Below are 13,389 nucleotides of genomic sequence, written 5' to 3' on the forward strand. Positions count from 1 at the left end.
ACCCTCTCCCATCAAAAAAGCCCACTTTACGTCAAAGCCCCAAGCCTGCACTAACGCCGAGAATTGACAGGGCCACCCGCCCCACCAAAGGACCGCGCCGCCATGCTCGCCCGCCTGATCATCCTGATGCTCCTGCTGCCCCTCGCCCTTCCGCTCGCCGCGCAAGAGGCACAACCGGCCACGCAAACCCCCGAACAGGCCGAGCTCGCGCCCGCCTTCCATTTCGCCCTCCCGCTCTACACCATGGCCCGCACCCGCAGCCTGCTGCCAGCCGCCAACCGCCTGGTCTACCGCACCGCGCTCGCCGACGAGACCAGCCGCGACGTCACCACCCCCAACAATGACACGCTCTACGCCACCGCCTTTCTCGATCTCGCCAGCGGCCCGCTCATCCTCACCCTGCCCAGTCTCGCCGGCCGCTATCATTCAGTGGCGATCATGAACATGGCCACCGACAATCTCGCCCTGCTCGGCACCCGCACCGGGGCCGCCGGCGCCCGCTATGCGCTCGTCGCCCAAGATTACACCGGCCCGCTGCCCGAAGACGCCATCCCGCTGCGCCTCGCCTGCCGCGATTGCTGGCTGCTCGCCCGCGTCCTCGTCAGCGGCCCTGATGATGTCGAAGCCGCCGCCGAAGCCCTGAGCCAGATCACGCTGGAAGCCCCCGAGGCCGAACTCATCCCCTTCGAAGCCCCCACCCCGCCCCTGCCCGACGCCGGAACCTTCCTGCGCGCCGTCAATGAAGTCATCGCCCGCGCTGGCCCCGCCTCGCCGCTCGCGGCGCGCGCCAAGGCCTTTCCCGCGCTCGAAAATCCCGAGCTCTGGGCCGGCCAGATGCTGCCACTCGCCCAAGACCTGCGCCAGAGCCTCGCCAGCGCCGGCACGCTCGTCAACGGCTGGTCCTATCCCGACACAGACATCGGCAACGCCGGCGAAAATGACCTGCTCCGCGCCCAGATCGCGCTCGGTGGCCTCGGCGCGCTCCCCCGCGTCGAAGCCATGTATCTCTCCGCCCGCACCGACAGCGAAGGCGCGGCGCTGAGCGGTGACAACGCCTATCGCCTGCGCATCCCCTACAACATGCCCATCGGCGGCTTCTGGTCGCTGACCATGTATGAACAGGCCCCCGATGGCCGGCTGCTCTACGTCGCCAACCCGCTCGACCGCTTCGCCGTCGGCGACCGCTCCGATCATCTCCGCGCCGACCGTGACGGCAGCACCGAAATCTTCATCCAGCCAAACCGCCCCACCGGCGAGCGCGTCGTCAACTGGCTGCCCGCTCCCTCAGGCCCCTTCGTGCTGATCTTCCGCGCCTATCTTCCCCAGGCCGAGCTGCTCGACGGCAGCTTCCGCCTGCCCCCCGTCACCCGCGCCGAGCCCATCCCCTGAGCCATGCGCACCACCAGCAGCAATGCCACTGTCCGCCTCTATCATCTGGACGAAGCCGACCCGGTCGCCCACACCCTGTTCTACGGCCCGCTCGCCGAAGCGCTCGCCATCGCCCGCCAGCAACCGGTCGAAATCCAGCCCGGCCTCTGGCTCGCCACCGACAATGACGTCATCGCCTTCCTCGATCTCGAAAGCTAGGCGAGCCGCTCGGCGTGAAACTGGATGTGATCGTCGATGAAGCTCTGGATGAACCAATAGCCATGGTCATAGCCGGGCCGCCGCCGCAGCCTGAGCGTGATCCCGGCGCGCGCACACGCCGCCTCCAGCCGCTCGGGCTGCAACTGCTCCTCCAGAAACTGGTCAGCCATCCCCTGATCGACCAGAATCTCGTCCACCCGCCTGCCATCGGCAATCAGCGCACAAGCATCATGCGCCGCCCAGGCCTCGGCATCATCCCCCAGATAAGCGCCCAGCGCCTTCTGCCCCCATGGCACGGCGCCCGGCGCCACGATCGGCGCAAAGGCTGACACGCTGCGAAACCGCCGCCGATGCTTCAGCGCCAGCGTCAGCGCGCCGTGCCCGCCCATCGAATGCCCCATGATCGACTGGCGCTCCAGATCAACCGGCGCCAGCTGCGCCACCACGCCCGGCAATTCCCCCAAAAGCCAGCTCGCCGTCCGGTAATGCGCCGCCCAGGGCGCCTCCGTCGCATCCAGCCAGAAGCCCGCCCCCTGCCCCAGATCATAGCCGGCATCGTCGGCCACCCCCTCGCCGCGCGGCGAGGTGTCCGGCATCACCAGCACCAGCCCCAGGTCCGCCGCCAGCCGCTGCGCGCCCGCCTTCATGGCAAAGGTCTCCTCGTTGCAAGTCAGCCCGGCCAGACACCACAAGACCGGCCGCGGCCCCGGCTGCGGCGGCACGAACAGCCCGAAGCGCATCATCGTCCCCGTCACTGCGGAGCGATGTGCATGAAAACTCTGCCGGCCGCCATGGCAGCCCGAAGAAGCCAGCGTCTCGATCATCAGAACAGCACGACCGAGCGGATGCTCTCGCCCCGGTGCATCAGGTCAAAGGCGGTGTTGATCTCGTCCAAAGGCATGACATGGGTGATCAGCGGGTCGATCTCGATCTTGCCCTCCATATACCAGTCCACCAGCTTGGGCACATCGGTCCGTCCGCGCGCGCCGCCAAAGGCCGAGCCCTTCCAGACCCGCCCGGTCACCAGCTGAAACGGCCGCGTGGCAATTTCCTTGCCCGATTCCGCCACCCCGATGATCACGCTCTCGCCCCAGCCGCGGTGGCAGCACTCCAGCGCCTGGCGCATCACCTCGGTGTTGCCGGTGCAGTCGAAGCTATAGTCCGCCCCGCCATCGGTCGCCTCGATGACGGCCGCCACCACCCTGTCCACCCCGATCTCGCTGGGGTTGATGAATTGCGTCATCCCGAAGCGCGCTGCCATCTCGCGCTTGGCCGGGTTGATGTCGATCCCGATGATCCGGTCCGCGCCCGCCAGCCGCGCGCCCTGGATCACGTTCAGCCCGATGCCGCCCAGCCCGAACACCGCCACATTGGCCCCCGGCTCGATCCCCGCCGTCCAGATCGCCGCGCCCACGCCGGTAGTCACGCCGCAGCCGATATAGCAGATCTTCTCGAACGGCGCGTCGGCGCGCACCTTGGCCAGCGCAATCTCGGGCAAAACAGTGAAGTTCGAAAAGGTCGAGCAGCCCATGTAATGGTAAAGTGTCTGCCCCTTGTAGCTGAACCGGCTGGTGCCATCGGGCATCAGCCCCTGTCCCTGCGTGGCGCGGATCGAGGTGCACAAATTGGTCTTGCGGCTGAGGCAGCTTTTGCACTGCCGGCATTCGGGCGTGTAGAGTGGAATGACATGGTCACCGGGCTTCAGCGACGTCACCCCCGGCCCCACCTCGCGCACGATACCCGCGCCCTCATGGCCCAATATCGAGGGGAACAGCCCCTCGCTGTCCTTGCCTTCCAGCGTATAGGCGTCGGTATGGCAGATGCCGGTCGCCACGATCTCGACCAGAACCTCGCCGGCGCGCGGTCCTTCCAGATCGACCTCGACAATCTCCAGCGGCACATTGGGCGCAAAGGCCACGGCAGCACGGGTCTTCATTGTCATCCCTCCCTGTTCACGCCCCCGCTTGCAACAAAAGCCGCAGCCGCGCCAAGCCTTGATTTTTCGCCCCGTTCAGCGCATTGGCGAGCACCATAGCGCAGGCCAAGCCTGCAACATGCTCAAAAGGACCTATTGAATGACCCTTTTCACCCCTCAGGGCCGCTGATCTGCATGCCCAAGGAAGAAACGATCAAGATCGAAGGCGAGATCACCGAAATCCTGCCCGATGGCCGCTTCCGCGTCCGCCTCGAAAACGACCATGAAATCATCGCCTACACCGCCGGCAAGATGCGCAAGAACCGCATCCGCTCGATCGTCGGGGACCGGGTCCATGTCGAAATGACCCCCTATGATCTCGACAAGGGCCGCATCGTCTTCCGCGAAAAGACCGCGCCCATGCCAATGAATCAGCGGCGCTTCTTCCGCCGCTAAGGCATTGGCGAAAAGCCAGAAAAACCCAATGAATCAGCGGCGCTTCTTCCGCCGCTGAGGCTTAGCCGCGCAGCAGCGGCTGGGTCAGGCAATGCGGCCCACCATGCCAGGCCCAGAGCTCGCGCGCTGCAAAGGTGTCGACCGAAACCCCATCCCCCTCCAGCGCCGCCCTGGTTGCCGGATTGCCGTCATAAGCGATCACCCGCCCGGGCTGCACCTGCACCACATTAGCCGCCTGCCGCCGGAGCTCGGGATAGACCACGTCCATGAAATGCCCGAAGGCTGCCTCATCGCCGGCGGGCCGCGCCCCGCCGACAAAGGTGAAGCGATAGCCGCGCGCGCGCAGATGATCGACCAGCTTGGCGCCGCCCAGATCCTCCTTCTGCCCCGTCCCGCGCGTCCACAGCGTCACCACGCCAAAGTCCCTGATCATCGCCAGCGCCTTCTCGGCCTCGTCCGGCTCCACCATCCCCTGCGTGCGCGCGCCCCGCACGAACCGGCTCAGCGGATTGTCCTCGCTGTGCGCCGCCTCCAGCAGCCATGGCACGCACAGCGCATGGGCCGGCCCGACAAGCGTGAAATAGGTGTCGAGATGCAGCAGCAGCGCCCGCAGGTCCGCGATCGGCGTCGACAGCCCCGGCCGCGACGGGCGGAGGAAATCCTGCCTGAACGTCTGCACACTCAGCACATCGCAGTCCAGCCGCCGCGCCAGCACCGGCGCAATGCGCGGATCAGTCCGGTTTCCCGTGCCCAGAAACAACAGATCAGGCGCCACGAACATCGCATCGCCGCCCTCGATCGCCATGCCTTCCGAAAGCGCGTCAAACACAATCGGAATGTCATTCAAGAGCGGCGAATGCGCATAGCAGAAGCGCAGCAGCATGTTCTCGCGCCGCCGCCGCCCTGACGCGGAGCGACACATCACCAGCCCTGTCGGCGCCATGAAGGCGCTGTCCCGCGTCCACATCGTGGCCTGTGTCGTGTCGGCGAAATGCCGATAATCGCCGTCCGCGCCCAGCCGCCACCTGACAGAAGGATCGCGCCCCAGAACTGTGGCCGCCCGCGCCTCGGCAGCCGGCACGTTCAGCCCCGGAAAGGCCGTCCGCAGCCAGGTCTCGAACACGCCCGAGCGCCGCGTCGCCGCAATTGCGCTCTCCAGCGCGTCCGCCACTTCAATCACCTCGGCCCCAGCGGCCTTCAGCAGCCGGATCAGCCCCTGCTGCTGCGCGCGCGCCGCCACCATGTCGGAATCCGCCCAGGGGATAACATCCTCGTCAAGCCGGTCGAAACCGGCGTCTCCCGGCAGGATCGAATGCACCAGCACCCGCCTAAGCGCGCCAATGTCAGACGCCAGATAGCGCCCGCCTGTCTGTGCCGCCGCCGGCACCGCCGCCAGCGAGGCCCCGGCCAGCGCCCCGCCCAATACCGCCCGCCGCGAAAGCGCCATCATCATCTCCCGTTCATACCCCCTCCTGCATCGCTGCAAAACCAAGCGCCCGCAAGCCTGAGCCAAAATGCCCGTTGGCGAAGCCATGGTCACAGGCTACCCCTCGGCGCGTCACCTTCGGAGTTGCCCATGCGTTTTCTGGCCCGCCTCGTCCTCGCCGCAGCCCTGCTCGTTAGCCCCCTGCTGCCCGCCCAAGGCCAGCCAGCCCAAAGTCAGTCGGCCCCCATCGCCGACCTCGTCCGCGCCGTCGATATCCCCTATGAGGCCTTCACCCTCGAAAACGGCCTGCGCGTCATCATCCATACCGACCGCAAGGCCCCCATCGTCGCCGTCAGCATCTGGTATCATATCGGCTCGAAAGACGAGCCCGAAGGCAAGACCGGCTTTGCCCATCTCTTCGAGCATCTCATGTTCTACGGCTCCGAAAACAACCGCGAGCCCTGGTTCAAGACCCTCGACGCACTCGGCGCCACCCAGCTGAACGGCACCACATGGTTTGACCGCACCAACTATTTCCAGAACGTCCCCACCCCCGCCCTTGAGCGCACCCTCTATCTCGAATCCGACCGCATGGGCCATCTGCTCGGCGCCGTCACCCAGGCCACGCTCGACGCCCAGCGCGGCGTCGTCCAGAATGAAAAGCGCCAGGGTGACAATGCGCCCCTCGGCCTCACCCAATATGCCACGCTGAACGCCCTGTTCCCCGAAGGCCACCCCTATGCTCACAGCACCATCGGCTCGATGGCCGATCTCGATGCTGCCAGCCTTGATGATGTGCGCGGCTGGTTCCGCGCCAACTATGGCCCGAACAATGCCGTGCTCGTGCTCGCCGGCGATATCGACGCCGCCACCGCGCGTCCCATGGTCGAGCGCTATTTCGGCGATATTCCGCCCGGCCCGGCGGTCAAGCGCTTCCCCGCCCCCGTCCCGGTCTGGACCGAGACCCGCCGCGAAACCCTCACCGACAAGATCCCCACCCCGCGCCTCACCCGCTACTGGACGCTGCCCGGCCAGCTCGATCCCCAGTCCACCTATGTCGACATCGCGCTCACCGTGCTCGCCGGTGGCGCCTCCTCGCGCCTCTACAATGAGCTGGTGCGCGAAAAGAAGCTCGCCGTCGGCGTCGGCGGCGGCGTCGCCGCCTTCGAGAAAGTCGGCTGGGGCAGCATCGGTGTCACGCTGGCGCCGGGCGCCGACCCGGCCGAAGTCGAATCCCGCGTCGATGCAGCCCTTGCCGAATTTCTCGAAAATGGCCCCACCGACGACGAACTCGCCCGCATCGCCATGCGCGCCGTCAGCGGCACCATCCGCGGCCTTGAAGCGGTCGGCGGCTTCGGCGGCAAGGCCGTCACGCTCGCTCAGGGCGCGCTGTACGCCAACGACCCCGAATTCTACAAGAAAGACCTCGCCGCCTACGCCAGCGCCACGCCCGAACGCGTCCGCGCCGCCGCCCGCCAATGGCTCGCGCGCGGCGATTATCGCCAGACCGTGATGCCCGGTGAGCGCCCCGAAGCCGAAACCTCCGCCTCCAATCCCGCCGGCGCCGCCAAGCCCGCCACGCCGATCAAGATCAGCAAGCGCCCGCCACCGCCGCCCGTCGATGGCCTGCCGGTCCTCGCCGCCCCCAGCCTCGAACGCGCCCGGCTGGCCAATGGCGTCGAAGTCACGCTGGCCCGCCGCGCTGCCGTGCCTGTCGTCCGCATGGTCGCCAGCTTCGATGGCGGCAGCGCTGCCGATGATCCCCAGATGCCCGGCATCGCCGGCCTCGCGCTCGGCCTTCTCGATGAAGGGGCAGGCGGCCTCACCGGTCCCGAAATCGCCGAAATGAAGGAGCGTCTGGGGCTCAGCATCAGCGCCAGCCGCGGCATCGACCGCACCACGCTCAGCCTCGATGCGCTGGCCCCCAATCTCGCCCCCTCGCTCGATCTCTTCGCCACCATCGTCCAGAGGCCAGACTTCCCGCCCGCCGAACTCGACCGCGTGCGCGGCCAGGCGCTCACCGGCATCGCCCAGGAGCTGAGCGACCCCGGCAGCATCGCCCGCCGCCTGCTGCCCGCCCTGCTTTATGGCGAAACCCACCCTTATGGTCTGCCCTCAAGCGGCACGCCCGAAGGCCTCAACGCCGTCACCCGTGACACCCTGCAAGATTGGCACCGCCGCTGGATCCGTCCCGACACGATGCGCCTGTTCGTCGTCGGCGATATCGACATGGCCAGTTTGAAGCCGCTGCTCGAAAAGCGCCTCGGCAGCTGGCAGCCACCGGCCGCACCCAAGGGCAATGCCGCCCTGCCGCCCGTCAGCCCGGCAACGTCCGCGCGCATCATCCTCATCGACCGGCCCGGCAGCCCGCAAAGCTACATCCGCGGCGGCGTCATCCTGCCGCGCACCGGCAAGGATGACGATATCGCCCTCGACGTCGCCAATGACGTGCTCGGCGGCATGAGCACCTCGCGCCTCAACACCAACATCCGCGAAATCAAGAACTGGGCTTACGGCGTGCGCTCCTACGTCTCCGCCGATGCCGGCCCGTCCGCCTTCCAGATCATCGCCCCCGTCCAGGCCGACCGCACTGCCGATGCGCTCGCCGAAATCATCAAGGATGCCAAAGCCCTGAGCGAGGGCAAGCGTCCGCTCACAGCCGACGAACGCGCCGCCGCCATCGACGGGACCATCCGCAGCCTGCCCGGCAGCTTCGAAAGCGGCTCGGCCCTGCTCGGCTCGCTGGCCAAGAACGAGGCGCTGGGCCGCCCCGATGACTATCACGCCAACCTGACCCCGCGGCTGAGCAACCTCAGCCTGACCGAAATCAACAAGGCCGCCGCCCTTCTCAGCCCGTCTGCCTTCACCTGGGTCGTCGTCGGCGATGCAGAGACCGTCAGGCCTCAGCTCGAAAAGCTCGGCCTGTCCTTCGAAATGGGGGAAGCCCGCTAGGCGGTGACCGGCCGCCCGGCCCCCAGCGAAATGGCGCGCGAAAACACCATGAGCGCAATCACGCTGCAACACGCCGCCAGCACATAGGGCGCGCCCGGGAAATAGATGGGCGCATCAGCGGCCGAAAAGGCGGCAAAGCTCTGCGTCATCATCGGCGGGCCGAAAATGGCCGCAAGGCTCTGCAGGCTCGCCACCCCACCCTGCAGTTCGCCCTGTTCCGAAGGCGAGGTCCCCGCCGACATCAGCGATTGGAGCGAGGGGAATACCAGCCCCTGCAACGCCGCCACGACAATGCCGACATACATCACCCAAGGTGCTGCTGCGAAGGCATAGATGAGATAGCCGAAAATCCCCGAGATCACGCCGGCCACCACGATGTTGCGCGCGCCGAAGCGCGGGATCAGCCGGCGCGACAGCAAGCCCTGCACCAGCGCCCCCACCAGCCCGACCGCAGCCAGGCTCCAGCCCACCTCCCCCGGCGACCAGCCAAAGCGCTCGATGGTGTAATAATTCCATGTCGAAAACAGCGACTGATAGCCGATTGTCCAGATCAACACCGTGAAGCCCAGCATCAGCACCGTCGGGCTCGACCGACGAAACCGCATCAAGGCCCCCACCGGGTTGGCCCGCCGCCAGTCAAACGGCCGCCGATGCTCGGGCGCCAGACTTTCCGGCAAGATGAAGAAGCCGTAAGCGGCATTGCCCAGCGCGAGAGCCGCGGCGAGAAAGAACGGCACCCGCTCGCCCCATTCCGCCGCAATGCCACCCAGCGCCGGCCCGATGATGAAGCCAAGGCCAAAGGCCATGCCGATCAGCCCGAAATTGGGGCCGCGCTTCTCGGGCGGCGAAATGTCGGCAATATAGGCATAGGCGGTCGAGAAACTCGCCCCCGTGACGCCGGCAAAGAAGCGCGCCACCACCAGCCAGGCCAGCGTCGGCGCAAAGGCCATCACCAGATAATCCAGCCCAAAGGCAAGCAGGCTCGCCAGCAGCACCGGCCGCCGGCCAAAACGGTCGGACAGCCCGCCGATCACCGGCCCGCAAATGAACTGTGTCACGGCGTAAAGCAGCATGATCATGCCGCTCACTTCCGCAGCACCTGCAAAACTCTTGCCGGTCAGGCTGACGATCAGCCCCGGCATCACCGGCACGATCACCCCAAAGCCGATCGCATCGATCAGCACGGTCGCAAAAATGAATGCCAGAGCCTTGTTCATGCGCGCCGCATCAACGCTTGTGGCTCAAAGCGCAAGCGACAACCATGTCACATGACCCATTTTCCGGCCCGGCTGCACCGTCGCCTTGCCATAAAGGTGCAGATGCGCCGCCGGGTCATCCAGCAGCCGCGCCCAGTCATGCACCTCGTCGCCGAGCAAATTCTGCATCCGGATCGCCGGCGCCGTCAACTCGGTCGAGCCAAGCGGCAAGCCGCAGATGGCGCGCACATGATTCTCGAATTGCGACGCGCGCGCCCCCTCTATCGTCCAATGGCCGCTATTGTGCACCCGCGGCGCCATTTCGTTAAACCTCGGCCCATCGGCGCAGGCAAAGAATTCGCACGCCAGCACCCCCACATAATCCAGCGCACCCGCCACCCGCTCGGCCAGCGCCCGCGCCTCCTCAATCTGCGCCAGCACCGGCACGGGCGCCGGCACATGGCTCGATGCCAGAATGCCCCCCACATGGCGGTTCTCGCTCACCGGCCAATGACACACCGAGCCGTCAATCCCGCGCGCCAAAATCACGCTGAACTCATGCGCATAGTCCAGCCAAGCCTCAAGCACCGCCGGCGCGCCGCGCATCGCCGCATAAGCCGCTTCCGCCTCGCCGGCCCGGGTGATCCGCGCCTGCCCCTTGCCGTCATAGCCCAGCCGCCGCGTCTTCAAAACAGCCGGCAGCCCCAGCGCCGCCAGCCCCGCCTCCAGGTCCTCGCGCGTCTCCACCGCATGGAAGCCCGCCGGCCGACCGCCCAGATCGGCGACGAAGCGCTTCTCCGCCAGCCGGTCCTGCGCCACCTCCAGCGCGGCCGCACCCGGCCGCACCGGCACCACGCCGGCCAGATGGCGCACAGCGGCCACATCAACATTCTCGAATTCGAAGGTCGCCACATCGACACTACGGCCAAAGGCTTCCAGCGCAGCAAGATCGGCATAGTCAGCCCGCGTCACCCGCGCCGCCACATCGCCGGCCGGCAGATCCGCGTCCGGCGCATAGACATGGCAGCGATAGCCCATATTGGCGGCCGCCAGCGCAAGCATCCGCCCCAGCTGCCCGCCGCCCAAAATGCCGATGGTCGCCCCCGGTGCGATCACGCCTGCCCGCTGCTTCACGCGATCCTCGGCCCCCGCCCGTCTAGTCCCGGCTCGGTCGCCACCGCATCGGTCTGCGCCTGCCGCCAGGCCTCCAGCCGCGCGGCCAGGGCCTCATCCTCATTGGCCAGAAAGGCCGCCGCCAGCAGCGCCGCATTCACCGCCCCGGCCCGGCCGATGGCCAGCGTCCCCACCGGCACACCGGCCGGCATCTGCACAATCGAATACAGGCTATCCAGCCCCGACAGCGCCTTTGATTCAACCGGCACACCGAGCACCGGCAGCCGGGTCAGCGCCGCCGCCATGCCAGGCAGGTGCGCCGCCCCGCCTGCGCCCGCAATGATGCACTTCAGCCCGCGCGCCGACGCACTCCCGGCATAATCATAAAGCCGCTGAGGCGTGCGGTGGGCGCTCACCACCTTCACTTCATGCGCCACCGCCAGCTTCTCCAGCGTTTCGGCGGCATGACACATCGTCGGCCAGTCCGACGTCGATCCCATGATGATGCCCACCAATGGCTGGGTCACGCGCGCCTCCATCCCAAGAAGCGCGGCAACTTAGGCCGTCACTGCAAAAACGCAATCAAAACCCCGCGCCAAGGCGCACAAGCACGCCCGTTCCGGCAATCCGCCCGCCGCGCGGCGTCGCCAGCAGCGCCTCTGCCCGGTCGCCAAGGTCCGTGCCCACCACATCAGCCCCCAGTGTCAAGGGCCCCAGAGCATAATCCACGCCCAGCCGCCAATCCCACGCCCGCGCGGCCTCCGTCAGTGCGCCGGCGCCGCCCAGCCCCGGCGCGCCGCGCGAATGGCCAATCCGCCCATGCACGCTGAACGGCGTGCCAATCAGCGCGGCCCGCGCGCTGCCCCAAAGATACAGATTGTCCGCGCGCTCTTCGTCCGCCGTCGCCAGTCCGCGCTGCGGCGGCGCCCAGGCCACCCCCGCCACCAGTCGCAGCGGCCCCAGCCCGCCCGAAATCCGCCCCTGCGCCTCCACCACGGTTGCCGGCCGGTCCGAACCCACGAAATTATAGATGGTCACCCCGCCATCAATCGTCCCAAGCCCCAGCGGCTTCTGCACGCCGATCGTCACGTCCAGCTCGGCGTCCGCGCCGCCAAAGCGCCCCCAGCCCCCCAGCGACGAGGCAAATCCCTCGGCGTAGAAATCGCCCGCCTCCAGCACCAGCCGCCCCTGCACCGCCGGACCCGCGTCCGAGCGCGAGACCCCGCGAAAGCGATAATCCGACACCAGCGTTGCCTCGCCGCTCAGATACGGCGCCGCCCCCGCAGGGGCGGTCAGTAGAAAAACGAGAGGAAAGATGCGCCACATGCCCGCTCGCCTGCCGCAGCGCGGCGCAGGCGTCAACCGGCCGCCCGCGCCGTCACCGCCGCCTGCTCGTCGGTCAGCCGCAAACTCGCCCGCCAGAAGAAGAACGCTGGCAACAGCCCCAGCCACGCTGCCCCCCACAAGACCCAGCGCACGCTTTCCTCCCCCGCCATGGGCCGAAACGCATCCGACATCATGCCAAAAAACAACGGCCCCAGCCCCAGCCCGATCAGATTCTGCGCAAACACCAGCGTTGCCGTGGCCACCGCCCGCGCCTCCTTGCGCACCAGCCCCTGCACCGCCGCATAGGACGGCCCGTAATACATCGAATTGAAGATGGTCGGCACCACCAGCAGCGCCAGCGCCATCTGCCAGCTCGTCGCATTGTAAGCGAGAAACAGGATTGGTGCCGCCACCACCATGCCGATCGCCGGCGCCGTCAGCATGTGCCGCTTGTTGACCCGCGCAAACCGGTCCGACACCCAGCCCCCGGCCCAGGTCCCGAACAGGCTCGACAGCCCGCCAACAATGCCCAGCGTCAGCCCCGTTTCCCCCGGCGTCAGTCCGAAGCTGCGAATGAAGAAGATCGCCGACCAGGCCGTCTTGCCATAGCCCAGAAAGGCCACAAGCCCAGCCGCCACCGCCAGCAGGGAAAAGGCCCGACTCGAAAACACCTCGCGCAGCGCATTGCCCGCAGACACGCCCGCCGGCCGCGCGGACAAAGAGATCACACCAGACCGGCGCGGGTCCTTCAGCGCCAGCCAGACAAAGGCCGCCAGCAGCACGCCCGGCAAACCCACCACGAGAAAGGCCGCACGCCAACCGACCGCATCAGCCAGCAACCCGCCAATGACCATGCCGAGCAGCGAGCCGATCGGAATCCCCATGCCGTAAAAGGCAATGGCACTGGCCCGCCGCTCCGCCGGCACGGCATCGGCGATCAGGCTGTGTGCCGCAGGCGTGCACCCCGCCTCGCCCACCCCAACCCCCACCCGCGCCAGCAACAGCTGGGCAAAATTCTGCACCGCCCCGCACAGCGCCGTCATCCCCGACCAGAGCAGCAACGATACGCTGATCAGCCCGACCCGGTTCGAGCCCGGCCGGTCCGCATAGCGCGCAATCGGAATGCCCAGCACAGCATAGAAAAGCGCAAAAGCCAGCCCGGTCATCAGCCCGAGCTGCGTGTCCGAAAGCCCCAGCTCGCGCCGGATCGGCTCGGCCAATATGGTCACGATCTGCCGGTCGAGAAAGTTGAGCACATAAACCGCCAGCAGCGTCCACAGCAGCAGCCGTTCCGACGTCACCCGTCCGTCCGCCAGCGTTTCAACACCCGACGCCACTCGGCTCTCCCCAATTGCGCCACGACCGGGCGCTCGCGCACAGACTGCCGGGCTGGCGCGCTGCTGGCAACCATCCTAAGG

The 13,389-nt window shown here is 67.4% G+C and carries 12 protein-coding genes; 4 read left to right on the forward strand and 8 right to left on the reverse strand.

Features of this window, described 5'->3' with window-relative positions; all coding sequences use genetic code 11:
• The first annotated feature begins 102 nt into the window (after positions 1-102).
• Positions 103-1,389 (forward strand): DUF1254 domain-containing protein, encoded by a 1,287-nt coding sequence (locus ACMVO5_RS05960; protein ID WP_416909141.1) that lies wholly within the window; start codon positions 103-105, stop codon positions 1,387-1,389.
• Between the two features lie 3 nt (positions 1,390-1,392).
• Entirely contained in the window at positions 1,393-1,587 is a 195-nt protein-coding gene (locus ACMVO5_RS05965) for a hypothetical protein (RefSeq protein WP_416909142.1), read from the forward strand.
• Here ACMVO5_RS05965 and fghA read toward each other — a convergent pair.
• On the reverse strand, positions 1,584-2,411 hold the full coding sequence (gene fghA, locus ACMVO5_RS05970) for an S-formylglutathione hydrolase (protein WP_416909143.1): 828 nt from the start codon (positions 2,409-2,411) through the stop codon (positions 1,584-1,586). The genes ACMVO5_RS05965 and fghA overlap by 4 nt on opposite strands.
• A complete protein-coding gene (locus tag ACMVO5_RS05975) occupies positions 2,411-3,523 on the reverse strand; it encodes an S-(hydroxymethyl)glutathione dehydrogenase/class III alcohol dehydrogenase (RefSeq protein WP_416909144.1) in 1,113 nt (370 codons plus the stop codon). The genes fghA and ACMVO5_RS05975 overlap by 1 nt, the downstream gene beginning before the upstream one ends.
• Before the next feature lie 174 nt (positions 3,524-3,697).
• On the opposite strand from ACMVO5_RS05975, the gene infA reads away from it, so the two are divergent.
• Positions 3,698-3,958: a translation initiation factor IF-1 gene (gene infA / locus ACMVO5_RS05980; protein WP_416909145.1), complete on the forward strand. Its 261-nt coding sequence runs from the start codon at positions 3,698-3,700 to the stop codon at positions 3,956-3,958.
• 61 nt (positions 3,959-4,019) lie between these two features.
• Here the strand turns inward: infA and ACMVO5_RS05985 are convergent, their stop codons facing one another.
• Complete coding sequence (locus ACMVO5_RS05985; RefSeq protein ID WP_416909146.1) at positions 4,020-5,411, reverse strand: arginine deiminase family protein; 1,392 nt, start codon at positions 5,409-5,411, stop codon at positions 4,020-4,022.
• A gap of 123 nt (positions 5,412-5,534) precedes the next feature.
• On the opposite strand from ACMVO5_RS05985, the gene ACMVO5_RS05990 reads away from it, so the two are divergent.
• Entirely contained in the window at positions 5,535-8,336 is a 2,802-nt protein-coding gene (locus ACMVO5_RS05990; protein WP_416909147.1) for a M16 family metallopeptidase, read from the forward strand.
• Here ACMVO5_RS05990 and ACMVO5_RS05995 read toward each other — a convergent pair.
• The 5 genes from ACMVO5_RS05995 to ACMVO5_RS06015 form a co-directional block, all read right to left on the reverse strand.
• Positions 8,333-9,553 carry a TCR/Tet family MFS transporter gene (locus ACMVO5_RS05995; RefSeq protein WP_416909148.1) on the reverse strand — a complete coding sequence of 407 codons (1,221 nt, stop codon included), beginning with the start codon at positions 9,551-9,553 and terminating at the stop codon, positions 8,333-8,335. The two genes, ACMVO5_RS05990 and ACMVO5_RS05995, sit on opposite strands and share 4 nt — an antisense overlap.
• Before the next feature lie 24 nt (positions 9,554-9,577).
• Positions 9,578-10,594 carry a 5-(carboxyamino)imidazole ribonucleotide synthase gene (locus ACMVO5_RS06000; protein WP_416909316.1) on the reverse strand — a complete coding sequence of 339 codons (1,017 nt, stop codon included), beginning with the start codon at positions 10,592-10,594 and terminating at the stop codon, positions 9,578-9,580.
• A 68-nt stretch (positions 10,595-10,662) separates the two neighbouring features.
• A complete protein-coding gene (gene purE / locus ACMVO5_RS06005) occupies positions 10,663-11,145 on the reverse strand; it encodes a 5-(carboxyamino)imidazole ribonucleotide mutase (protein ID WP_416909317.1) in 483 nt (160 codons plus the stop codon).
• An 82-nt stretch (positions 11,146-11,227) separates the two neighbouring features.
• Positions 11,228-11,971, reverse strand: a complete 744-nt coding sequence (locus ACMVO5_RS06010) for a TorF family putative porin (RefSeq protein WP_416909149.1) — start codon at positions 11,969-11,971, stop codon at positions 11,228-11,230.
• Positions 11,972-12,003: 32 nt separating this feature from the next.
• Positions 12,004-13,308 carry a spinster family MFS transporter gene (locus tag ACMVO5_RS06015; RefSeq protein ID WP_416909150.1) on the reverse strand — a complete coding sequence of 435 codons (1,305 nt, stop codon included), beginning with the start codon at positions 13,306-13,308 and terminating at the stop codon, positions 12,004-12,006.
• Positions 13,309-13,389: the final 81 nt, after the last annotated feature.

This window comes from Polymorphobacter sp. (assembly GCF_048007885.1).
Taxonomy (GTDB): domain Bacteria; phylum Pseudomonadota; class Alphaproteobacteria; order Sphingomonadales; family Sphingomonadaceae; genus Sandarakinorhabdus.